General features: G+C 47.4%; 21 protein-coding genes. 5 read left to right on the top strand and 16 right to left on the bottom strand.

Features of this window, described 5'->3' with window-relative positions:
- Positions 1-43: 43 nt before the first annotated feature.
- The 6 genes from ACVLR6_RS01055 to glnK form a co-directional block, all read right to left on the bottom strand.
- Positions 44-703 (bottom strand): riboflavin synthase, encoded by a 660-nt coding sequence (locus ACVLR6_RS01055; RefSeq protein ID WP_005181557.1) that lies wholly within the window; start codon positions 701-703, stop codon positions 44-46.
- 27 nt (positions 704-730) lie between these two features.
- On the bottom strand, positions 731-2020 hold the full coding sequence (locus ACVLR6_RS01050) for a DNA adenine methylase (protein ID WP_005181555.1): 1290 nt from the start codon (positions 2018-2020) through the stop codon (positions 731-733).
- Positions 2017-3105 carry a bifunctional diaminohydroxyphosphoribosylaminopyrimidine deaminase/5-amino-6-(5-phosphoribosylamino)uracil reductase RibD gene (ribD, locus tag ACVLR6_RS01045; RefSeq protein WP_411687586.1) on the bottom strand — a complete coding sequence of 363 codons (1089 nt, stop codon included), beginning with the start codon at positions 3103-3105 and terminating at the stop codon, positions 2017-2019. The genes ACVLR6_RS01050 and ribD overlap by 4 nt, the downstream gene beginning before the upstream one ends.
- A gap of 23 nt (positions 3106-3128) precedes the next feature.
- Complete coding sequence (gene nrdR / locus ACVLR6_RS01040; RefSeq protein ID WP_005181550.1) at positions 3129-3587, bottom strand: transcriptional regulator NrdR; 459 nt, start codon at positions 3585-3587, stop codon at positions 3129-3131.
- Positions 3588-3726: 139 nt separating this feature from the next.
- The gene (locus ACVLR6_RS01035; protein ID WP_168389913.1) at positions 3727-5127 is read right to left on the bottom strand and encodes an ammonium transporter; all 1401 of its coding nucleotides are present in this window, start codon (positions 5125-5127) and stop codon (positions 3727-3729) included.
- 62 nt (positions 5128-5189) lie between these two features.
- Positions 5190-5528, bottom strand: coding sequence for a P-II family nitrogen regulator (gene glnK, locus ACVLR6_RS01030; protein WP_004650081.1), 339 nt, complete (start codon positions 5526-5528; stop codon positions 5190-5192).
- Positions 5529-5804: 276 nt separating this feature from the next.
- Here glnK and ACVLR6_RS01025 point away from each other — a divergent pair, with 276 nt between their 5' ends.
- Together ACVLR6_RS01025 and ACVLR6_RS01020 are read left to right on the top strand one after the other, a co-directional pair.
- Entirely contained in the window at positions 5805-6032 is a 228-nt protein-coding gene (locus ACVLR6_RS01025) for an accessory factor UbiK family protein (protein ID WP_168384663.1), read from the top strand.
- A gap of 69 nt (positions 6033-6101) precedes the next feature.
- On the top strand, positions 6102-7589 hold the full coding sequence (locus ACVLR6_RS01020) for a YifB family Mg chelatase-like AAA ATPase (RefSeq protein ID WP_455995660.1): 1488 nt from the start codon (positions 6102-6104) through the stop codon (positions 7587-7589).
- Between the two features lie 58 nt (positions 7590-7647).
- On the opposite strand, the gene ACVLR6_RS01015 is transcribed toward ACVLR6_RS01020, so the two are convergent.
- Positions 7648-8382: a TorF family putative porin gene (locus ACVLR6_RS01015; RefSeq protein ID WP_075174922.1), complete on the bottom strand. Its 735-nt coding sequence runs from the start codon at positions 8380-8382 to the stop codon at positions 7648-7650.
- Between the two features lie 759 nt (positions 8383-9141).
- Between ACVLR6_RS01015 and ACVLR6_RS01010 the strand changes: the two genes are divergently transcribed.
- Complete coding sequence (locus ACVLR6_RS01010; RefSeq protein ID WP_075174923.1) at positions 9142-10452, top strand: OprD family outer membrane porin; 1311 nt, start codon at positions 9142-9144, stop codon at positions 10450-10452.
- A 101-nt stretch (positions 10453-10553) separates the two neighbouring features.
- Here ACVLR6_RS01010 and ppa read toward each other — a convergent pair whose 3' ends face one another.
- Positions 10554-11078 carry an inorganic diphosphatase gene (gene ppa / locus ACVLR6_RS01005; RefSeq protein WP_005181532.1) on the bottom strand — a complete coding sequence of 175 codons (525 nt, stop codon included), beginning with the start codon at positions 11076-11078 and terminating at the stop codon, positions 10554-10556.
- Between the two features lie 117 nt (positions 11079-11195).
- Positions 11196-11597 carry an MAPEG family protein gene (locus ACVLR6_RS01000; RefSeq protein WP_005181530.1) on the bottom strand — a complete coding sequence of 134 codons (402 nt, stop codon included), beginning with the start codon at positions 11595-11597 and terminating at the stop codon, positions 11196-11198.
- Positions 11598-11700: 103 nt separating this feature from the next.
- Here ACVLR6_RS01000 and ACVLR6_RS00995 point away from each other — a divergent pair, with 103 nt between their 5' ends.
- A complete protein-coding gene (locus ACVLR6_RS00995; RefSeq protein ID WP_016659719.1) occupies positions 11701-12087 on the top strand; it encodes a hypothetical protein in 387 nt (128 codons plus the stop codon).
- A gap of 36 nt (positions 12088-12123) precedes the next feature.
- On the opposite strand, the gene ACVLR6_RS00990 is transcribed toward ACVLR6_RS00995, so the two are convergent.
- The 6 genes from ACVLR6_RS00990 to ACVLR6_RS00965 form a co-directional block, all read right to left on the bottom strand.
- Positions 12124-13800 carry an AMP-binding protein gene (locus tag ACVLR6_RS00990; protein ID WP_160241713.1) on the bottom strand — a complete coding sequence of 559 codons (1677 nt, stop codon included), beginning with the start codon at positions 13798-13800 and terminating at the stop codon, positions 12124-12126.
- Positions 13801-13949: 149 nt separating this feature from the next.
- Positions 13950-16169, bottom strand: coding sequence for a DNA topoisomerase IV subunit A (gene parC / locus ACVLR6_RS00985; protein WP_016659721.1), 2220 nt, complete (start codon positions 16167-16169; stop codon positions 13950-13952).
- 257 nt (positions 16170-16426) lie between these two features.
- Positions 16427-17746, bottom strand: coding sequence for a niacin transporter NiaP (gene niaP, locus ACVLR6_RS00980; RefSeq protein WP_005181520.1), 1320 nt, complete (start codon positions 17744-17746; stop codon positions 16427-16429).
- A 144-nt stretch (positions 17747-17890) separates the two neighbouring features.
- Complete coding sequence (locus tag ACVLR6_RS00975; RefSeq protein ID WP_005181518.1) at positions 17891-18535, bottom strand: trimeric intracellular cation channel family protein; 645 nt, start codon at positions 18533-18535, stop codon at positions 17891-17893.
- A 63-nt stretch (positions 18536-18598) separates the two neighbouring features.
- Positions 18599-19066: a YchJ family protein gene (locus ACVLR6_RS00970; RefSeq protein ID WP_104489945.1), complete on the bottom strand. Its 468-nt coding sequence runs from the start codon at positions 19064-19066 to the stop codon at positions 18599-18601.
- A 79-nt stretch (positions 19067-19145) separates the two neighbouring features.
- A complete protein-coding gene (locus ACVLR6_RS00965) occupies positions 19146-20723 on the bottom strand; it encodes a TerC family protein (RefSeq protein ID WP_455995657.1) in 1578 nt (525 codons plus the stop codon).
- A 337-nt stretch (positions 20724-21060) separates the two neighbouring features.
- On the opposite strand from ACVLR6_RS00965, the gene ACVLR6_RS00960 reads away from it, so the two are divergent.
- The gene (locus ACVLR6_RS00960; protein ID WP_104470536.1) at positions 21061-21681 is read left to right on the top strand and encodes an LOG family protein; all 621 of its coding nucleotides are present in this window, start codon (positions 21061-21063) and stop codon (positions 21679-21681) included.
- Positions 21682-21759: 78 nt separating this feature from the next.
- On the opposite strand, the gene ACVLR6_RS00955 is transcribed toward ACVLR6_RS00960, so the two are convergent.
- A complete protein-coding gene (locus ACVLR6_RS00955; protein ID WP_016659723.1) occupies positions 21760-22725 on the bottom strand; it encodes a hypothetical protein in 966 nt (321 codons plus the stop codon).
- Positions 22726-22750: the final 25 nt, after the last annotated feature.

The raw sequence follows: 22750 nt of genomic DNA, 5'->3' as shown, positions 1-22750 counted from the left end.
CTAATTTTTTCAATCAGACTGTCCTGTACAGCAGCGTCAGGACTTATTTTAAGAAGCCATTTTCGGCCAGAAAGTCCATGCTGATTTTTGACTGTGCCGTGGTTTCTGCGGCTTTTTCACCGAGCAGTAAACGCTCGATATAACGCGCCAAAACATCCACTTCCAGATTGACTTTGCTGCCAGTTTTCCAGGTACCAATATTGGTACGCTCTGCGGTATGCGGAATCAGGTTCAGGCTGATTACACTGCCACGTAAATGGTTAATGGTCAGGCTGATGCCATCTACAGTCACCGAACCTTTTTCGGCCAGATATTTGGCAATTTCAGCCGGTGCAGTCACCTCAAAATATAAAGAACGCGCATCTTCACGCACCAAGGTAATTTCACCCACGGCATCGACATGACCACTGACAATATGTCCGCCAAAACGGGTGGTCGGTAACATGGCTTTTTCCACATTCACCGGCTGGCCAACTTTCCAGTTACCTAAGGTAGTCCGGTTTAAACTTTCCCGTGACACATCGGCCGCGTACCAGTTATCGCCCCACTCAATAACGGTCAGGCAGATGCCGTTGGTGGCAATAGAATCCCCCAGATGGACATCGGACATATCCAGATCGGTCTGAATACGCAGGCGGACATCACCACCGACACTTTGCAGGCTGTCCACTTTGCCCACGCTTTCAATAATTCCTGTAAACATAGTCTTTTCTCTTATTGTCTCTAGTGCTTACCACAAGGCCAGTTGGGTGCTGACACCGCTGGTATCGACCCCGCCCAGCTCGGCAAAGTGATGCAACTGCCCCAGCAACTGCCGGATTGGCGGGCCAGACTTGGCATGAGTATCGGTAATCACAATAAATTCCAGTACTCGTGCACGTTCAGACTGACGCTGCTTGCTGACCCGGTAACGCGGTACATCCTGGGTTAACAGGCTGACCCGGCCACGTTTTAAATTGGCCTGCAACAAATCCACTGCACTGATATTGCCATCGGTGGAGTAACTGGTCAGGATATAACGTGCATTAATGGTTTCTAACAGTTTCTCATACGCTTCTTTGGCGTGCTTGGACGAGTTATACGGACTCGGACGCTCTTTGCGCCAAGCACGGTCAATGCCGCTCTTAAAGCCTTTGGTATCCGGGGTTGGTAAATCAACCTGATCCCACAAGGTTAAGGCATTTAACACATGATAGTTACTGCTATAAGCATGCTGGTTATATGGCGGATCTAAATACGCCACATCCACTTCAAAACCGCTCATCTGGTTGGCCAGATGCTGGGCATCAACACACCACATTTCGGCAGCCGGACGTTTCGGATCACCAATTTCACAGAAGCGGCTTGGGGTTAACCACAACAAAGATTCAATCCGTTCCAGTGCAGTCTGGGTTTTACCACCCCAGCCATGGTGGAAACTTTTAAAGACCCCGGAGGTGTTGCTGACAAAACTGGCCGAATACAGCAAAGGCGCCAGCAGCGCGCTCATCTCGACATCATCAATCGCGCCTTGCGCCTGCCAGGTGGCAATCTGCTGGCGGATGGCATCAATACGCATTCCGTTACGGCGTTTAAAGAATAAACGGTCACGGGTCGGATCATAAATTTCATCATTGCGTGGGCACAGGTTATGCGTGACCCAGCCTTTGACTTCCGGCAAACGGTTTAAATAATCAATTGCTTTCTGATAACCGCCCAGCTCTTTAAATGCCGGCGCTTCTACACAGGCCAAAATCGCATGATTCAGCGCATGGCTATACGGTTCCCAGTCATTGGCAATTACCCGATAGCCATTTTGACGGGCCAAGCGCGAAACCACGCCTGAACCGGCGAAAAAGTCGGCGAAGATCGGCGCGCGGCCGCCTTTGTTCAGGGTGCCGGTCTGCTCCAGCGCTTCCAGAATCAGATGTAACAGACGACGTTTATTCCCCAGATAAGGAACCAGCTGATGGAAAAGATATTCATCTGTCGTACGTGCGGCGTGACGACGTTTGTGATAAACCGTAGACTCTGAATTCATAACGTCTCTTGAGAAGGGGTTAACCTTAAGCGCACATCATCACCGAATTGAGTGACGTCGCAAAGTTTAAATCGAAGTTGTTGTGCCATACGCTCAAATTCTGCCTGAAACATGGCACGTGCAGACCGGCCTAACAGGGTCGGGGCCACATAACTGATCACTTCGTCGACCAGTTGCTGCTGTAAAAAGGCGGTCGATAATGTTGCACCGGCTTCAATCAGCACATCATACAGCTGATACTGCTGCACCAAAGTTCGAAGCAATTGATCCAAAGGTTGAACCTCAAGCTGGATCACGCCCAGCGCTTCCAGCTCGGCCCGATACGGACCCATCACCATCACACTGTCCGGCTGCTCGAGCAGCTTGGCGGTTAAGGGCAAGCGTCCCTGACGGTCCAGTACCAGCCGTTTCGGCTGGACAATGCTGCTGATGTCCTGATGTATCGCCAGCTGGCGGACATTGAGCTGACAGTCATCGGCCAGCACGGTTTCAATCCCGGTAATCACCACTGCTGAAATTGCGCGCCAGTGCTGCACATCCAGACGGGCCGGATTGCCGGTAATCCATTTCGATTCACCGGAGGCCATGGCAGTACGGCCATCCAGACTTGACGCCACTTTTAAGCGGACATAAGGCTGACCCGTGGCCATGGCTTTTAAAAAGCCCAGATTCAGCTGATGCGCCTGCTGTTCCAGCACGCCTACCTCCACCTGAATTCCGGCATCGCGCAGAATCTGCACGCCTTTACCAGCCACCAGCGGATTCGGATCAGGACAGGCCACTACCACTCTGGCCACACCGGCTTCGACCAGACCTTTGGCACAAGGCGGGGTACGTCCATAATGCGCACAAGGTTCCAGAGTCACGTAAGCGGTTGCACCGCGGGCGGCATCGCCGGCATCACGTAAGGCAAATACTTCGGCATGTGGCTGTCCGGCACGCGGATGATAGCCCTCACCCACCAGCTGTCCGTCTTTAACCAGCACACAGCCCACATTCGGATTCGGTTTGGTCGAGTACTGTCCGAGTCGTGCCAGTTCAATGGCACGCTGCATCCAGATTTGGTCTTGAGTTAACTCGGACATGTCACCACTCTTGCGCGTTGAGCTTAGTATTCACGTTGCTGCATTTGTTCAATTTGACGGCGGAAGGCTTCCACATCCTGAAAGTCCTGATACACCGAAGCAAAACGCACATAGGCCACATGATCCAGCGAGAATAAAGACTGCATGACAATTTCCCCGATGGTGCGTGATTTAACATCACGTTCGCCCAGACGGCGGATTTGCAGCTGGATATCACTGAGTACCGTTTCAATCTGTTCCTGAGTCACGGGACGTTTTTGCAAGGCATGCATCAATGAACGGCGCAGTTTGGCTTCATCAAAGGGCTCATTTTTACCGTCCGATTTAATGACGCGTGGCATCACCACTTCATAACTTTCAAAGGTGGTAAAACGTTCACCACAGCTAATACATTCACGACGTCGGCGAATTTGACAGCCTTCAGCTGCCAGCCGTGAATCAATCACTTTACTGTCTGCGGCGTTGCAAAATGGACAATGCATAGTGGTTTAATTGAACAAATCCAGTTGATTTGAGAGTGTAGCAAAAAAACAGGATTTTGTAGAGTTTTACGCAATATATAGAAAAAAAACAGCCCTTTTGGGCTGTTTTACACAATATATTGATTATGCTGCTGAAAGATTATTCAACCCGTTCACCATGCTGGCTTAAATCCAGACCCATGCGTTCATCATCAGATTCAACACGGATACCAATTACCAGATCAATCACTTTCAGGATAATGAAGGTTAATACTGCAGAGTACACAATTGTGGCAATCACACCTTCCACTTGCACCCACAGCTGACCCATCAGGCTGGCAGGTGCCGCATCGCCCATAATGAATTCGCTGGCAAAGAAAGCGGTTAAAATTGCACCTACAATACCACCCACGCCGTGCAGGCCAAAGGCATCTAAAGAGTCATCGGCTTTCAGGGCACGTTTCAGTGCAGTAATCCCCCAGAAGCAGACCACGCCACCAATCAGACCCATGGCTAAGGCACCACCGACGGTGACAAAACCTGCTGCCGGGGTAATGACCACCAGACCAGCCACGGCACCTGAAGCACCGCCTAATACAGAGGCTTTACCACGGACCACTTTTTCCGTCACTAACCAGGCCAGTGCGGCTGCAGCTGCGGCAACTTGAGTCACCACCAGGGCATAACCTGCTGAACCATTGGCGCCCAACGCAGAACCACCGTTGAAACCAAACCAGCCCACCCACAGCAGGCTCGCACCCACCACAGTTAAGGTCAGATTGTGCGGTGCCATAGATTCACGGCCCAAGCCCATACGTTTGCCCAGCATATAGGCAGCCACCAGACCGGCTACACCAGAGTTAATGTGTACCACGGTACCACCAGCGAAATCCAGCGCGCCGTCGTTGCCTAACCAGCCGCCACCCCAGACCCAGTGGGTAATAGGTGCATAGACCACCACCACCCAGATGGCAATGAACGCAACAAAGGCCCCAAATTTCATCCGCTCTGCAATCGAACCGCTGATAATCGCCACGGTAATAATCGCAAAGGTCATCTGGAAGATCACGAACAGGATTTCAGGAATGGTGCCACTCAAGGCATCGGTGGTAATACCGGCCAGCATGAACTTGTCTAGGCTGCCAATAAAGGCATTGCCTTCGCCAAAGGCCAAGGTATAGCCAATAATTACCCAGACCAGACTGACCACTGCGGCCGCAACAAAACTGTGCGCCATGGTGCTGAGGACGTTTTTCTTGCGCACCATACCGCCATAGAACAGGGCCAAGCCCGGAATGGTCATAAGTAGGACAAGTGCTGTTGAGACCAGAATCCAGGCAGTATCACCAGTGTCTAACACGGCTTCTTCAGCCGCTGCCACTTCAGGTAAAGCAGTTTCTGTAGTGATGATATCGCTTGATTCAATAAGCGCAGGTTCCACAGTATCATTTACTGTGATTTGTTCTGAAGGAGTTGGCGCTGTTACGGCTTCTTCAGCCCAAGTAACAGAACCACCCAAAAGCGCGCCGGACAGGCCGAGCGCAAGTAGCATTTTTTTCATTCGTATCCCCCAACCTAGTTTTTGTGAGTTATTAGGTACTCAGCAAACTTCGTGCCAATTACTTAAACAGCATCTGCACCTGTTTCACCTGTACGAATACGGATGACCTGTTCCAGATTCGTCACAAAAATTTTACCGTCACCGATTTTGCCGGTGCTTGCTACACGGGTGATTGATTCAATCACTGAATCCACCATCTCATCACTAATGGCGATTTCGATTTTCACTTTTGGTAGAAAATCAACAACATATTCTGCGCCACGATACAGTTCAGTGTGACCTTTCTGACGACCGAAGCCTTTGACTTCAGTGACAGTGATCCCTTGAACACCAATTTCTGACAGTGCTTCACGCACGTCATCTAATTTAAAGGGTTTTACAATTGCAGTTACGAGCTTCATGTGTGTTTTCCTTCGGCTTATTTCACCAGTAAGGTTTTATGTTCAAATTTCATGCCAAAACTCCTAAGGTCGGGGGAAATTAGAAGTTACGGCATGTGATTTATTTATATCTTATTTTATACCTTTCTCATGCACCAATCTTCAAAAAATAAACATTTTTCTGTAGAGATTTACGATCTCCGGCATCGAATAAAACCATATTTCATCTGAAACACTATAGTCTGGGCCAGAGCAATGCTACACTGCGCTTTTCAGTCCACTGGAATGGAATTTATCATGATAGAAACCTTATTACAGGCCATCTTAGAACAGGTCGATCAACCGAAAAAAGATTTAGAACATAACCTGCGTGCCCTGCTAAACGAAGCCGTCAGCAAAATGGATCTGGTGTCCAAAGAAGAGCTGGACCGTCAGCGCACTGCACTGAATAATGCCAATCTTCGTTTAAATGAACTGCTGCAGCAGGTAGAAGCACTCGAACAAAAGATTTTGAACAAAGAATAAGCACCTTCTTAGTGCAACAAAAGACGCATAACGACCAAAAATAACGCACCAAAACGGAACATAACAACAATGTCTTTTGCCAAAATTTATACGCGGGGTCTGCTTGGACTGAATGCCCCGTCCATTGAAGTTGAAGTCCATTTAAGTCAGGGTCTACCCTCCTTAACCATTGTCGGTCTGGCCGAAGCCGCGGTCCGTGAAAGTAAAGACCGGGTCCGCTCGGCCATTATTAACAGTGGTTTTCAGTTTCCCACCAAACGTTTGACCATTAATCTGGCCCCGGCCGATTTACCCAAAGATGGCTCACGTCTGGATTTACCGATTGCCTTAGGCATTCTGATTGCTTCCGGACAATTGCCCGAACAGGCCGCAGAAAACCTGGAATTTATTGGTGAACTGGCGCTGGATGGCCAGTTACGCCCGGTCACCGGCACTTTAAGTATTGCCATTGCCTGTCAGGCGGCCGGCCATCAACTGGTATTACCGGAACCCAATGCACAGGAAGCCGCACAATTGCCCGACTTTCAGGTGTTTGCGGCCAGTCATCTGAAACAGGTCTGTGAGCATCTGGCGCAGGCTGCGCCCCTACAGCCTTTTGCAGCAAGCTCGGAAACCCGCTTGGAACGCTATGCTTTTGACCTGGCGGATGTCAAAGGACAGCTGCGACCTCGGCGTGCCCTGGAAATTGCCGCTGCCGGTGGCCATTCCTTGCTCTTTAAAGGTCCACCCGGTACAGGCAAGACTCTCTTGGCCTCACGTCTGGCCAGTATTTTGCCGCCCCTGAATATGCAGGAAAATCTTGAAGTTGCCAGTATTTATTCAATTGCCAATACCCCGCATCGCTTTGGACAGCGGCCATTTCGCGCCCCGCATCATACCGCTTCAGCGATTGCGCTGGTCGGTGGTGGCTCACATCCAAAACCGGGCGAAATTACCCTGGCCCATTTAGGTGTGCTGTTTTTAGATGAACTGCCGGAGTTTGACCGTAAAGTGCTGGAAGTATTGCGGCAGCCCTTGGAATCCAAGGAAATTGTAATTTCCCGGGCATCGCGGCAGATTACCTTTCCGGCCAGTTTCCAGCTGATTGCCGCGATGAACCCCTGCCCGTGTGGCTATGCGTTTAATCAGGATATTCGCTGCCAATGTTCCGCAGAAAGTATTAAACGCTACCAGAACCGGATTTCTGGCCCACTCCTGGACCGGATTGATTTGCATATTGATGTACCACCATTACAGGCCCATGAGTTACATGATAAAACTGTGGTGGAAAACTCAGATACGGTTCGCCAGCGGGTGATTCAGGCCTATGAACGGCAAATGCAACGCCAAGGTATGCTGAATATGAACTTAAGTCCAAAACAGCTGGAACAGTTTGCTGCCTTAGCCACACCAGCACAGAACATGATGGATCTGGCCCAGCAGCGCTTAAACCTGTCGGCTCGCGCCTATCATCGGGTCTTAAGAGTGGCGCGCAGTATTGCCGATTTGGCCGAAAGTAGCGAGATTCAAACTGCTCATTTATCGGAAGCGCTGTCTTATCGAGGTCAGCAAAGCTAAACGATTGGACAATAAAAATAAAAAAAGGCGACATTTGTCGCCTTTTTTCTATAAGAGATTAGAAGCTATAACCAAGCCCGAATACCACTTTATTCTTTTGTTTTTCATCAAAACGGTCATAACCACCAATGATGTAGTTCATGCTGGCAGTGACACCTGTATCACCCAGTGGTTTACTTAGACCGATGTCAAAATGGCGGAAGCCAAAACTTTCAGTCGTTCCTTCAATAAAGTCACCTGATTTTTCATAAGCATATAAACCCAGAGCGGTATCTAGACTGAAATCATTCGGCAAGGCGTAGCTATAAGTACCTTTAATATAAGTATCCCCCGCATTCCCCCAAGTCGTATCTTCAAGAAGGGTTTGTGCCGTAACACCTAAATCCTTATAGCTCATACCCAATAACAGCTCAAAACCATTGGATTCCACATCAGATTCATAATAATAATAGTAAGTCGTACCGATGGTTAAACCTAAGTCATCATTTACTGCATGGCTATAGCCTAGATAGAAGTTATTTTCAAAAGCATCACGTCCTTCCTCAGCCAAAGAATAATCCAGGGTAGATCCCCACCAGCCTGCATAGAAACCAGAGGCATGGGTATAATCCAGTCCACCTTGCAAGGTTGCTCCGCTATTTTCAGGCACGTTGGTAATACCACGCAGGTTATAGCTCGATAATACACCGATATTGCCAGATACTGAGTGCGGAGATGTAGGCTCATCTGCAAAAGTAAAACTGGATGCTGAAGCTACTGCTGCAACTGCTAAAGCTTTTAAAGTGAATTTCATTGTTAGATTCCCCCAACCGTCCGCAGACGTTTTTAGTTGTGTTTTTAAACTCAACTTAAGCTTTGCAATAGCTATGCCAACACTGGCATCTGTTCAAAAAGAATGATTTCAATTTTTCTTTAATTAGTTTCAACCTATTATTTTATATAAACTTTTAATATCAGATAAAAATTTAAAAACAGCATGATACTTTTTCAATCCTACTGATGTGCGGATCATTTCACTGCGTTGGGAGATAAACCAGATCATTTATATTTGCTTACATCATGCGCTATTTTGAGTCGCTTAATCATTCAAAAGCTTTTTTCTGCTTAAAAAAAGTGCAATCTTGCATTCCACTAAAATGCACTGATTCATGAGATAGTTCTAATCATAGCTTCAACGAAATGCATAAAAAATTCAGCGAGATAAATCTTTTATGTACGTTTTACTCCCTGTAAAGTGCCAAATTTTCTCTATCTTCACACTGTCTAAAACCGCATAATCACAAATTATTTTTTGAATAAAAAGTATAAACACAGTACATTAAAGCGCGAAAATTGCCTTCCTGTTTTGAGAAGCAAATTTTCTGCAATATGACCCAGGAAGGGTTTTTTACAAGAGCAAGGATTGAAACTGTATACGCTAGCGTTTGCATTTTTCTCAAAGAAAAATGGATAAAACGGTATCTTTTTTACAAATTCCCTATAAAATTCTTCCGGTTTCTGGGTTCTTTTTAAACAAATTGAAACATAACATTCTGGATGAGGCTCTCTCCCAATGCTAAACGCGAAAAAATTAACATTAGCAGTCCTGGTACAAGCTGCTTTAATTTCTACAGCTGTTGCTAGCGAACAAAGCGAAGCTAAAGGTTTTGTTGAAGGTGCAGAAGGTTCGGTATTATTCCGTACTGGTTTTATTCACCGTGACAAGATTGACAATAGAAAAGACCAAAGCTCTTATGCACAAACCGCAATTGTTCAACTTGAATCTGGCTATACCCAAGGCACTGTAGGCGTGGGTGTCGGTGCCGTAGGCGACTGGTCATTTAAACTGGGCAGCAATAACAACTCAGCCAACAATATGATTCCACGTGACAACAATGACGAACCATATGACCAGTGGGCTCGTGGTGGTGTCAATGTCAAAGCACGTATTTCCAATACTGAAGTACGTTACGGTACCCAAGTTCTAGACCTGCCGGTATTGGCCAGCAACACGGCGCGTTTAGTTCCAGAATATTTCACTGGTGTTTTAGCCACGAGCCGTGAAATTGATGGCCTGGAATTAACTGCCGGTAAATTTACCAAAAACCAGTTCTCTGACCAGATTGCCACCGATCAAAATGATTTAGATCGTGCCATTGTGTGGGGTGCACGTTATCAGGTGAATGATCAGCTGAATACAGCGTATTTTGGTGTAGACAATAAAGACCGTTTAGAGCGTCACTATGCCAATGTTAACTATAAGCTTCCATTGGCAAACCAAAGCAGCCTGACCTTTGATTTTAGCGGTTACCACACTGATTGGGATCGTGAAGCAAATGGTCGCCTGTATTCTCATATTGGCTCGGCTGATGATAAATTCCAGAACTCGATCTGGGCGATTTCAACTGCTTATAACACTGGTCCACACAACATCATGGTGGCGTACCAGCAAAATACAGGTAATACAGGTTATGACTATAACCTGGGTCCGGGTATTGCAGATGGTGGTCAAACCATTTATATGCCAAACTCCTACCTGTCTGATTTTATTGGTAACGATGAGAAATCTGTACAACTCCAATACACTTATGACTTTGCTGCAATGAATGTTCCTGGTTTAACTTGGACATCAGCCTTTGTATATGGTTGGGATATTGATGTACCAACAGCTACCGACCGTTCAATGTTATTAACTGATGATGCACAAGAACGTGAATTCTTTAACCAGGTGAAATACACTGTTCAATCTGGCTTTGCTAAAGATGCCAGCTTACGTGTACGTCATTCTTACTACCGTGCAAGCGATGAATACCAAGTAGACAGATACATTGGTGACACCAATGAATGGCGTTTATTCCTAGATATCCCGGTGAAATTATTCTAATTTCCTGACGATGGTCTAAATCAAAAAAACCTGCACACTGTGCAGGTTTTTTTATGACGTCCTCACTGAACAAGACAGATCAGTGAGGGGGAAAAGCCGTATTATTTTGCAGCTTCAATCGCTTTTAATACTTCAGCTTTGGCAACGTCTGCGCCTTCCCAACCGGTCAATTTCACCCATTTGCCTGGCTCTAAATCTTTATAGTGAGCAAAGAAGTGTTCAACCTGTTGAATCAGTAACGGTGGAAGATCGGTATATTCTTTCACGTCTTTGTAAATTGGAGTCAATTTGTCGTGCGGTACCGCGATCAGTTTCGCATCAATACCACCGTCATCTTCCATGTTCAATTTACCGACCGGGCGGCAACGAATTACTGAACCTGGTTCAACCGGATGTGGTGTTACCACCAATACGTCTAATGGGTCACCATCTTCAGACAAAGTATTTGGTACATAACCGTAGTTTGCTGGGTAGAACATTGCAGTACCCATGAAACGGTCTACAAATAACGCATCAGAATCTTTATCAATTTCGTATTTGATTGGCGCTGCATTGGCAGGAATTTCAATGATTACATAGATATCATTTGGCGCATCTTTACCCGCTGGGATATTGCTGTAGCTCATGGCATCACTCTTTCACAAATTAAATTTTTTAAACCGCGTCAATTATAACGGGTTTCGGCTATTAATGACTTCGCGATTATACATTCATGACATAAAAATAGATATTTTGCTGTGCAATCACGCGGTCAGTTTAATCACCAGCAGCAATAAACAGATCGGGCAAAGTAACGATAATAACCAGATAATCGAGCGCAACGTCGCCCAGTTGGCCAGATAACACAGCCCGTACAGCAGACGAAACACCAGATAGGCAATGCCAAAGGTCATAATAATAAACTGCGGAATCACCATATATTCGGCCAGTAAAATGGCGGCAATAAACAGCGGCAGACTTTCAAAGCTGTTTTGCTGGGCAGCATTGGCACGCGCCGCCAGACCGGTAGTATTGGCTAAAAAAGAACGTGGATTTTGATTATCTTCAGATTTAAAGCCGCCAGCCATTTTTGCAATTACTGCAAATAAATAAGGCAACAGGCAGGCGATTAGAATCAGATAGACGATTCCACTAATACTTTGCATCTATTTTTTCTCATCGGAATTCTTCAAAACTTTATCATAGCATGGTGTTTTAAGCATAAATTTTGTTAAATAGGGTGTTTTTATTCATTGTGTAGGATTCATGATGGTCAATCCTGATCAAAAAGAAATGTTCGATGTACTTGAAAAACAGCGCCAGCATCAGCTGCAAGTCGATCGGGCCTTAAAAATTGTGATTCCCATTGTGGCCTTTTTATTAACGGTCATCTGTTCCAACCTGAACATCTGGTCAACCCTGTTTACCTTTGTGGTGCTGTGGGTGGCCCTGTATGCGGTGGGAATTAAACGTCTGCCTTTATGGCACTGGGTGACCGTAATTCTGGTGTATTGCCTGATTGATAATATTTTAAGTTATGGCAGCTTCCATTCCTCCGGTTTTAGCCGTCAGTTTGGCTCGATGTTTATTTTCCTCGGGGTGATGGGGGTTGGACGTCCTTACTTCGACCGCTGGCTAATGAAAAAAGAGAATTAAAAAAAGCGCCCTTAGGCGCTTTTTTTATTGCAGAATTTATGCAGTCTTACGTAGGTCTTTACGCAGGATTTTACCTACGTTAGATTTCGGTAATTCATCCATAAATTCAACATAACGTGGGCGTTTATAACCGGTCAGGTTTTCTTTGGCAAAGGCCAGAACTTCTTCAGTCGTCAATGAAGGATCTTTCTTCACAACGAACAGTTTTGGCACTTCACCTGATTTTTCATCTGGTACACCAATTGCAGCCACTTCCAGTACTTTTGGATGCTTCGCCACGACTTCTTCAATTTCAGAAGGATAAACGTTAAAGCCAGATACCAAAATCATGTCTTTCTTACGGTCAACAATCTTCACATAGCCTCGTGAATCCATAACACCAATGTCACCTGTACGGAAGAAACCATTAATCATCACTTTGTCGGTTTCATCTGGACGGTTCCAATAGCCTTTCATGACTTGTGGACCACGAATTGAAATTTCACCCTGCTCGCCCAATGCTACTTCATTGCCGGCATCATCCAGAATTGCCACTTCAGTTAATGGCAATGGAATACCAATCGTACCGCTGAATTCTTCAGACGCTGGCGGGTTCGCGGTAGCCACCGGTGAAGTTTCAGATAAACCGTAACCCTCAATGATGTTGGTGCCAGTCACTTTTTTCCAGGCTTCCGCTGTAGATGGTAATACAGCCATACCGCCGCCCATCGCCATTTTCAATCGGCTGTGATCAAGCTGTTTAAACTCTTCATTGTTCACAAGTGCATTGAATAAGGTGTTCACCGCAGGGAAGAAAGTTGGTTGATATTTGCGTAATTCTTTCATTACCGCAGGTAAGTCACGCGGGTTTGGAATCAATACGTTTGCCTGACCTTTATACATCCCGTAAAGCGCGCACACCATAAATGCAAAAATGTGATACAGCGGCAATGCACAGAAAATACGGTCATCTGGCTGACCATCTTGCGCACCAAATTTACTTTGGAAAATACCATCGCATTGCAGCATGTTTGCCACTAGGTTACGGTGGGTCAGTTCTGCACCTTTAGATACCCCTGTCGTACCACCGGTATATTGCAGTACTGCCGTATCGCTTAGAGTCAGGCTTGGACGCTTGTAGTTGCTGACATTGGCTTTCGACATGGCCGCATTAAACTTGACATGACCCGGAAGGTCCCACGCCGGAATCTGTTTACGCACTGAACGTAAGACAAAGTTCACCAACGTACCTTTTAAGGTGCCTAGCATGTCACCCACAGAGGCAACCACGACGTGCTTGACTGGGGTTTTACCCAGAATCGCCTGATATACAGAAGCGAAGTTTTCAATAATCACCAGCACTTCTGCGCCAGAGTCATTTAACTGATGCTCAAGTTCACGTGAGGTATACAGCGGGTTTACATTCACCAGCACCAGACCGGCACGGAATACACCCAATGCCACCACTGGATATTGAAGAACGTTTGGCATCATCACTGCAACACGTGTGCCTTTGGCCAAGCCCAGACCTTGCAAATAGCTTGCAAATTTACGGCTTGCTTCTTCCAGTTCAGCAAAGGTCAGCACTTTATCCATAAAGATAAAGGCATCACGTGAACCAAACTTCTGGAAATTACGTTCAAAGATATCAACCAGTGACGTATTCTCCGGTGGCAACTCTACAGTTTCTGGAATCCCTGTCTTTCGGTATTCTTCAAACCAAATTTTTTCCATAATGCCAATCTCTCCAATCAGTAATCCTTAGTATTCAACTGTTTTATACACTGCCGCACTTCATTTTTTGGCTTGTTTATGTACAGCAGTGGATCCATTTTCACGAATTCGATTCATATATAACGTATTTTATGTAAACAACGCTAGTCTTATCTCTGAATCAACAGTTTATTTGCTTTTTGATATCCCCGTGGTAAAAGCTGTCCCTTAGTTCCTCTCTTACCGATATACTTCTGCAAGTCATCACCTTTTAATTTTAACTGCTGTTGTCCTGCAAACACTTGAATTATTTCATCTAAATTTAGCATTGTCATGGATACAATCTGATCTTTCGGTTCAAGTTGTATCAATTTATTACCTTTACCTTTGTTCAGCACCGGTAATTCTGCCAGATCAACAATCAGTAAACGGCCGGCAGAACTGAGTAGCGCAACATGACTGAACTGCTCAATAGTTTGCAGATTCATCACGCTGGCGCCTTCAGACAGGCTCAGGAAAGCCTTACCGGCTTTGGCATTGGTATCCAGCTGTTTGGCTTGGGTTTTAAAGCCATAACCTTTGCTGCTCATGACCAGAATTTCAGCCTGATCTTCTGCCACAAACACCTGTTTAAAGCCGACCCCGCTGGCCGGTGATAAACGTGAACTGAGCGGTTCACCCAAACCACGCGCCGATGGCAGGCTGTTAATGGCCACACCATAACTGCGTCCAGTGTCATCCAGCACATAGGCACGCTGGTTGGATTTGCCTTGGGCGTGACTTAAATACTGGTCACCAGCGCGGAAATTCAGGTTTTCGGCATCGACATCATGGCCTTTGGCACAGCGAATCCAGCCAGCTTCAGACAGCACCACGGTTACCGGATCAGCCGGCAGCATGTCCTGTTCATTAATGGCAGTGGCTTCAGCGCGCTGCACGATTGGTGAACGGCGGTCATCACCAAACTTTTTGGCGTCGTCTTTTAACTCCGTAATAATCAGGTTTTTTAATGATTCCGGATTGGCCAACTGTTCACGAATTGTGGCAGCTTTGGCCTCGAGTTCTTCCTGTTCGCGACGGATTTCCATTTCTTCCAGTCGGGCCAGATGGCGCAACTTGAGTTCCAAAATGGCTTCAGCCTGAATCTCATCAATACCAAAGTGCGCCATCAGCTCTGCTTTGGGATGATCTTCTTCGCGGATAATCCGGATCACGGTATCAATGTCTAAATAGGCAATCAGCAAGCCGGCCAGAATATGCAGGCGTTTTTCAATCTTGTTCAGATGATATTGCAGGCGGCGTGTGACGGTATGTTTACGAATCTCGATCCATTCCAATAAAATCTGGCGAATCGATTTCACCTGTGGACGACCATCGGCACCAATCATGTTCATGTTGACCCGATAGCTTGATTCCAGATCGGTGGTTGCAAACAGATGGCTCATCACTGCATCGGCATCAATCCGGTTGGAACGCAGCACAATCACCAGACGGGTCGGATTTTTATGGTCCGACTCATCCCGTACATCGGTCACCAGTGGTAGCTTTTTGGCCTGCATCTGGTCAGCAATCTGGGTAATGACTTTTGAGCCAGAGACCTGATACGGTAAATCACTGATAACAATTTCATTTTTTTCAATGGTATACACCGCGCGCATGCGATAGCTGCCGCGTCCGGTGGTCTGAATCTTTAACAGTTCATCTGGCGGGGTAATCACTTCAGCCCGGGTCGGTAAATCCGGACCAGGAATATATTCTGCGACCTTGCTATCGCTTAAATTCGGATTACGGATCAGGGCGATGGTGCCTTTAATGATTTCGCGCAAGTTGTGCGGCGGAATATCGGTGGCCATACCCACGGCAATGCCGGTGGTGCCATTGAGCAGGATATTTGGAACCCGTGCCGGCAAGGTCACTGGCTCTTTTAGGGAACCATCAAAGTTGTCCTGCCAGTCGCAGGTGCCCTGACCGAGTTCAGACAGTAACAGGTCACTATATGCGGATAATTTGGCTTCGGTATAACGCATTGCGGCAAAGGATTTTGGATCATCCGGTGAACCCCAGTTGCCCTGCCCTTCAATAAATGGATAACGATAGCTAAACGGCTGCGCCATTAACACCATCGCTTCATAACAGGCCGAGTCACCATGCGGATGGTACTTACCCAGCACATCACCGACCGTACGTGCAGATTTCTTTGGTTTACTGCTTGGCTTGAGACCCAGCTCGCTCATGGCATAGACGATACGGCGCTGTACCGGTTTCAGGCCATCGCTGATATGAGGCAATGCACGGTCCATAATCACGTACATGGCATAGCTGAGATATGCTTGTTCAGTAAATTCTGCTACGGAACGGTTTTCTGTCGCATGATGCGCGAGGCTTGTCATAACAACCTGTAATCCTAAATTAATGCGTTATAGTTTTGACGTTCTTATGCTATGCCGCAGCCGCGGCCAGCACAAGGGTAGCCGATCACACTCTGCGACAATTTATGTCTTATGGCGTAAAAATATCCATTTTAGGCGCGTCAATCAACTGAAAAATACACAAGTCTGACTGCACGTTGAAAAACATATTCCAGAAATAAAAAAGATGCGCCGGCACAATAGCCAGCGCATCTTGCATTGTCTGTATGAGCGGCTGCTTATAAACCAATCGACTCCAGGGTCTTGCCGCGGGTTTCCTCACCCAGCAGCACAATCACCAGTGCCACGGCCAGCAGCACCGCGGTAAACATCATAAATACATAGCTAAAGCCGTTGTGCATCACCATCATCTGGGTCACCACCAAAGGCGCAACAATACCGCCCATACGGCCCACCGCCGAAGCCCAGCCGGAACCAAAGGCACGGATATTGGTTGGATACTGTTCCGGCGTATAGGTATACAGCACACCCCAGGCGCCTAGGTTAAAGAAGGACATCAGGCAACCCCAGAACACGATCATGCCGACGCTGCTGGCCTGTCCAAAGAAGTAGGCTGATACCGCACACAGCCCAATAAAGCCGGCCAGTGTGGCTTTGCGGCCAAGTTTTTCTACCAGCCAGGCCGCCGCAATATAACCCGGCAACTGCGCCAGAATCATGATCAGCACATATTCAAAGGATTGCACAATAGTATAGCCTTCCTTGACCAGCAGGCTTGGCAGCCAGGTAAAAATGCCATAGTAGGAATAGACAATGCCGAACCAGATCAGCCACAGCATGAGGGTACGGCGTGCAAATGGCCCCGACCACAGCTGGGCAAAGGAAATATTCTGTTTGGCGGCCACCGGTTTCACTTCCAGCTGTTCAATCACCTCGACACCGCAGCGGCGTTCCAGACTTTGTACTAGTTTGTGCGCTTCTTCGACCCGGCCGCGGTTAATCAAATACGGCACCGATTCCGGTACTTTTTTCCAGATGACCCAGGCATAGAGCGCCGGCAAACCACCAATTAAAAAGGCCATATGCCAGTCAAAGGTCGGAATCACAAAATAAGACACCAGCGCCGCACAGAGCCAGCCCAGCCCCCAGAAGCTTTCCAGTAGCACAATAAAGCGGCCCCGCACATGCGCCGGAATATATTCACTGACCAAAGTCACCGCAACCGGCAACTGCCCGCCCAGCCCTAAACCGACAATAAAGCGGAAAAACAGTAACCAGCTTAAATTTGGGGCAAAGGCACAGGCGGCTGTGGCCAGGCTATAAATCACCAGGGTCGTGGCAAATACAGTTTTACGTCCAATCCGGTCAGCCAGACCACCGGAGAACACCGCACCAATGGCCATGCCGACAAAGCCAATCGACACCACCCAGCCTTTTTCTGCCGGACTCATTTGCCAGTCTTCCGCCATTTTGGCCAGAATAAAGGAGATTAAACCGGTATCCATGGCATCAAACATCCAGCCCAGTCCGATAACCCATAGCAAGGTATAGTGGAACTTACCAATCGGTAAGCGTTGTACACGAGAAACTAGATCCATAATAAACGCTCTGACAGGGTGAAGAGGAAAACGCGGATGGCGCGCCTGGTTATTGTTATGACAACAGCAATCAGCTTTGATTTTAAAGACAATGACCGCTATCTGGATAGCGGTCATGCAGTTTAATTTATAGGAGATTTGTGGCTAGGAGGCATCTTTGGATGAGGCCGACTGCTCATCATCATCCTTATAAATGAATTTTGGCATTTCCAGACCAAAATAGATCGCAATTAAACGTAAGGTAAAACCAAAAATCAGCGTGGCGATAACGGTTAGTTCTAGCGACAGGCCAATTTCAATACAGACCCAATAGCAGATCACCGACACAAAAGAGATACTGGCATACAGCTCACGGCGGAACACCAGCGGCACATCATTACACAGAATATCACGCAGAATCCCGCCCGAGACGCCGGTCAGCACACCAGCCACTGCCGACACCACAAAACCGTGGCCCATTTCCAGCGCAATCTGGCAGCCAATAATGGTAAAGCCAATCAGGCCCAAAGCATCCAGCACCAGGAAGATGGAACGCAGATGGCGCATCCATTTGGCAATTAAAATGGTGACAAAGGCTGCCGCGCAGGTCAGCACCAGATATTCCGGATGCTTGACCCAGGTTAAAGGATAATGGCCCAGCAATACATCACGTACCGAGCCGCCGCCCAGTGCGGTGACACAGGCAATCAGGGTCACCCCGAACCAGTCCATGCTTCGCCGTCCTGCCGACAATGCACCTGTCATTGCTTCTGCAGTAATGGCAATAATATAAATGACCAACAGCAACATGAACTGCCCTTCTTTCACTAGGGGAATTGATGCGCATTATCATAAGCGAAAATACGGCAAATGTTATAAAAATTGCGCACAACATTGCTTAAATTTCTTGCCCGAACCGCAGATACAGGGCTGTTTCATGGTGATCTGCTGATCGGTGGTCGGATCAAGAAAATACCACGCACCCTGATGTTTGACGAAATGCGATACTTCATGATGTATCTGCGGCTGGTTGCCATCCTGATAATAGGCCTTGAATTCGACCTGGGCATGGCTTTTGTCCAGCTTTTCCTGAGCACTTACGATTTCCAGTTTTAACCACTGGTTGGCGCTGCTCCAGTCCCGAATAGCGGCCACATCCAGAGCCTGCTGCTGACCAAGTGCGGTGGTTTTGACAATATAATCAATCTGCTGCAAGGCAAAGGCACTATAGCGTGAACGCATTAGCTGAGCGGCAGTTTGGGCCTGCTGCTGACCTAAATGCAAAGGCTGGCAACAACTGTGATAAAACCCAGCGCCACAAGGACAAGGCTGTTCTGACATAAATATTTTCCAAAAAAATAGCCTGACAATGCAGGCTATTTTAACGGAACTGGATCGGAAAACAGGAATATTCTGAGTGCTACTCGGCTGGCGGCTGTGGCAGCACATGCACCTTCTCGATTTTATGCCCGTCCATGGTGACCACTTCAAAAATATGATCATCAGCCAGCAGACGTTGGCCATTTTCCGGCAAACGGCCGAGATGGAACAGGATATAACCCGACAGGGTCGAATATTCTTCCAGCTCATTGACCAGATCACGACCGAGCAATAACGAGACATGGCGGATATCAGTCGAGCCATCCAGCATCAGGCTGCCATCTTCCAGGGTTTCTGCAACCGCGTCGAGGGTATCTTCATCCGGGAATTCACCGGCAATGGCTTCCAGTACATCAATCGGGGTGACCACACCTTCAATCGAGCCATATTCATTCAGTACAATTGCCATTTGCAGCGGCGCCTGACGCAGCTGTTCCATCACCATCAATACCTGCGCATTTTCATGCACAATCACCGGTTCGCGCAGATGTTTTTCAAAATCCAGTACGCCGGTTTCAATAAATTCATTCATGACCTTATGGGTCAGCACCACCCCGGCAATATTGTCCAGCTCGCCATGCACCACAATTAAACGTGAATGCGAGGTATTCATCAGCTGGGCCTGAATACTGTCCTGGTCTTCATCTAAATCCAGCCATTCCAGTTCCGGTCGCGGGGTCATCACCGATTTTACCGGACGCTCGGCCAGACTGAGTACACCCTGCACCATCACGGTATGGTAAACGCTGTTCTCTTCGGCAAAGACTTCATCGGCAAAAGCACGCGTGGCCAGCACTTCTTCCGGACTTGGATGTTCCGGTTCCGACCCGTTCGGTTTGCCGCCGAGCATCCGCATCACCGCGGAAGCAGTACGATAACGCAGGTCGGTGGTGGTGACCATTTTTTCCTGATTTTTGCGCATGGCCTGGTTCAGGAACTCGATCATCACCGAGAAACCAATTGCGGCATATAAATAGCCTTTTGGAATGTGATAACCGAAACCTTCCACCACCAGCGAGAAACCGATCATCATCAGGAAACACAGGCACAGAATCACCACAGTTGGATGTTTGTTAACAAAGTCCATCAGCGGTTTAGAGGCCCAGAGCATAATACCAATGGCAATGATCACTGCGATCATCATCACCGACAGCTCTTTGACCATACCCACCGCGGTAATCACACTGTCGAGCGAGAACACCGCATCCAGCACTACAATCTGCACAATCACCATCCAGAAAGTGGCGTGTACCGGATTTTCTTCTTTCAGCTGCGGCTTGCCTTCAATACGCTCACGCAGCTCCATGGTGCCTTTGAACAGCAGGAACACCCCACCAAACAGCAAGATCAGATCACGACCCGAAAACGGATGATCAAAAATATGGAACAGCGGATTGGTGAGAGTCACCACCCAGGCAATTGAAGCCAGCAGAATCAGGCGCATGCCTAGAGCCAGAATCAGCCCGACCACCCGTGCGGCGTTACGCTGTTCCGGCGGTAACTTTTCAGCCAGAATGGCAATAAACACCAGGTTATCAATACCCAGCACAATTTCCAGAATAATCAGGGTCAGCAAACCCACCCATGCGGCTGGATCAGACATCCATTCAAAAATCATGGGCGATGCTCCACGAATACCGTTTTGGCTGTGCGACAGCCAAGGCCGGCTGTTTCAAAACCTGGGGAATGAAAGGGAAAAAGAAAAGAGATTAAAAGCGACTGTTGTTGTATGGTGCGATAGTGTCCACTACCCATGACGGTTCTATTGTTGTCAAAAACAATTTCAGTATAGAAAAGATTGGCGCCAGAATCACTCTTTTTTTGGCCTAATCACGGTTGTGCTGCATGCTTTAACAATTCTTTGCAATCACACTGCACGGCGCTGGCATTGTTTGTCATATTTTTTGCATAAGCTAGAGCAGACAAAAAGAACATGTTAAGGTGAAACAAGAATCATGAATAGCGTAGTAAAAATGACTGATAATTTAAAACATCCTTCTCCTAAAACAACACAACCTTTAATTGCTTTATATTGCGGCTCACGTTCTGGAAATAAACCGGTTTATCAGGAAAAGGCCGTGGCACTGGCACGCCGTCTGGCGGAAAATGGCTTTGGTCTGGTCTATGGCGGCGCCAGTATCGGTTTAATGGGCCAGGTCGCCGATGCCGTAGTTGATCACGGTGGTGAAACTGTAGGTGTGATTCCAGAATTTATGCTGGATTATGAAATTGCCCATCATCGTCTGACCGAGTTGCATATTGTACACAGCATGCATGAACGTAAAGCCCTCATGGCCGAACGTGCCAGCGCCTTTGTGGCCTTGCCGGGCGGACTGGGCACCTTTGAGGAAATTCTGGAAATTGCCACCTGGGGCCAGTTGAACCAGCATCAAAAACCGATGATGCTCTATAACGTCAATGGCTTCTATGATGCGCTGATTGCCCAGCTTGACCATGCCGTAGCCGAAGGCTTCCTGCCGCCGCAGCACCGCGCCAAGCTGATTGTCTGCAATCATGCCGATGAAATCCTGACTGCCTTGCATAATCTGGATGCCCCACAGCACGTTGCCATTTAAAGCGCTTGAACCCAAAAGTCCAGAAAGAAAAAAGCGAGCCGAAGCTCGCTTTTTTTGTACTTGATGTTCAGTCCAGGCTTAGCCTGAAATCAGGTTATAGAACCATGGCAAAGTGGTCGCCAGGAATACCGACATGGCCAGACCAAACATCAGTTTCATCGCATCTTTGCTGACATTGCGTGAGGTACGGTATTTGCTGACCCCGTTCACAATCATTGAGATGGCAAATTCACGACCGGCCAACAGACCCAGGAATACCCAGGTGGTACTCATCGGGATATTGCTCCACTCTTTGAAAATCAGCAGGATCATTGCATAGATAAAGTCCACGATGGTCGCAGCACGTACATCGGTAACATCGGTTTTGGTATCGACAATCTTCTGGATGGCACCACCACGCTGGTACAGAATAACCCCCAGCAAGATCACAAAGACCGTAATGGCAAACATCAGGAATTCAAACGGTACCTGACGCGGCACATACACGAAGATGTTGGCCAGATCCTGAATCAGCCACTGGCTCCACAGGAAACCGGTAGATAACCATTGTAGAATCACCCATTTGGTCGAATGTTCCTGATCTTTGGTCTGGTTGAAGTACACCGTCATTTTGTTGGCCACAAAACGATAGATGATCAGCGCCGCCAGGAAGGCCACGGCATAGCCCATCATGGATTTGACCATCATCGAGCCCAGGCTCGCAGGAGAGAAGATGGTCAACACCAGGAAGGTGGTACTGACCGGAATACCATATTTGGTCAGTAGCAACAGTAAAACCGGCGGCACAATATACAGCCAGGTAATTCCACCTTCAGGGAACGGAATGGTTTCCAGTCGTCCATAAGAGGCATCACCGACGCCTGATGCATACCAGCCATAGACCAAGACCACAACCAGGATACTGCTGATATACACCCACAGTACCCACCAAGGACGATGGGAGTTAGAAGAAATAAAAGTCCCTAAGGTTTGAGGTACATCATTTCCGACAATAGAATAGGCCGCCAAACAGAAGCCGATTACCATTAAAAGTTCAATTGTCATAAGAACAAAGCCTATGTTCAAAAAG

The organism is Acinetobacter sp. T63 (genome assembly GCF_053852345.1).
The sequence above is the reverse complement of the archived record's forward strand: the minus strand, read 5'-3'. Positions and strand labels throughout refer to the sequence as shown.

Bases quoted from the DNA above. Each gene is read 5' to 3' on its own strand.
- ACVLR6_RS00995 (WP_016659719.1), top strand. From the start codon at position 11,701: ATGGTCAATCCTGATCAAAAAGAAATGTTCGATGTACTTGAAAAACAG.
- ACVLR6_RS01010 (WP_075174923.1), top strand. From the start codon at position 9,142: ATGCTAAACGCGAAAAAATTAACATTAGCAGTCCTGGTACAAGCTGCT.
- niaP (WP_005181520.1), bottom strand. From the start codon at position 17,746: ATGGATCTAGTTTCTCGTGTACAACGCTTACCGATTGGTAAGTTCCAC.
- parC (WP_016659721.1), bottom strand. From the start codon at position 16,169: ATGACAAGCCTCGCGCATCATGCGACAGAAAACCGTTCCGTAGCAGAA.
- nrdR (WP_005181550.1), bottom strand. From the start codon at position 3,587: ATGCATTGTCCATTTTGCAACGCCGCAGACAGTAAAGTGATTGATTCA.
- ribD (WP_411687586.1), bottom strand. From the start codon at position 3,105: ATGTCCGAGTTAACTCAAGACCAAATCTGGATGCAGCGTGCCATTGAA.
- ACVLR6_RS01020 (WP_455995660.1), top strand. From the start codon at position 6,102: ATGTCTTTTGCCAAAATTTATACGCGGGGTCTGCTTGGACTGAATGCC.
- ACVLR6_RS01055 (WP_005181557.1), bottom strand. From the start codon at position 703: ATGTTTACAGGAATTATTGAAAGCGTGGGCAAAGTGGACAGCCTGCAA.
- ACVLR6_RS00955 (WP_016659723.1), bottom strand. From the start codon at position 22,725: ATGACAATTGAACTTTTAATGGTAATCGGCTTCTGTTTGGCGGCCTAT.
- ACVLR6_RS01025 (WP_168384663.1), top strand. From the start codon at position 5,805: ATGATAGAAACCTTATTACAGGCCATCTTAGAACAGGTCGATCAACCG.
- ACVLR6_RS00975 (WP_005181518.1), bottom strand. From the start codon at position 18,535: ATGTTGCTGTTGGTCATTTATATTATTGCCATTACTGCAGAAGCAATG.
- ACVLR6_RS00960 (WP_104470536.1), top strand. From the start codon at position 21,061: ATGAATAGCGTAGTAAAAATGACTGATAATTTAAAACATCCTTCTCCT.
- ACVLR6_RS00990 (WP_160241713.1), bottom strand. From the start codon at position 13,800: ATGGAAAAAATTTGGTTTGAAGAATACCGAAAGACAGGGATTCCAGAA.
- ACVLR6_RS01050 (WP_005181555.1), bottom strand. From the start codon at position 2,020: ATGAATTCAGAGTCTACGGTTTATCACAAACGTCGTCACGCCGCACGT.
- ACVLR6_RS00970 (WP_104489945.1), bottom strand. From the start codon at position 19,066: ATGTCAGAACAGCCTTGTCCTTGTGGCGCTGGGTTTTATCACAGTTGT.
- ACVLR6_RS01000 (WP_005181530.1), bottom strand. From the start codon at position 11,597: ATGCAAAGTATTAGTGGAATCGTCTATCTGATTCTAATCGCCTGCCTG.
- ppa (WP_005181532.1), bottom strand. From the start codon at position 11,078: ATGAGCTACAGCAATATCCCAGCGGGTAAAGATGCGCCAAATGATATC.
- glnK (WP_004650081.1), bottom strand. From the start codon at position 5,528: ATGAAGCTCGTAACTGCAATTGTAAAACCCTTTAAATTAGATGACGTG.
- ACVLR6_RS00965 (WP_455995657.1), bottom strand. From the start codon at position 20,723: ATGATTTTTGAATGGATGTCTGATCCAGCCGCATGGGTGGGTTTGCTG.
- ACVLR6_RS01015 (WP_075174922.1), bottom strand. From the start codon at position 8,382: ATGAAATTCACTTTAAAAGCTTTAGCAGTTGCAGCAGTAGCTTCAGCA.
- ACVLR6_RS01035 (WP_168389913.1), bottom strand. From the start codon at position 5,127: ATGAAAAAAATGCTACTTGCGCTCGGCCTGTCCGGCGCGCTTTTGGGT.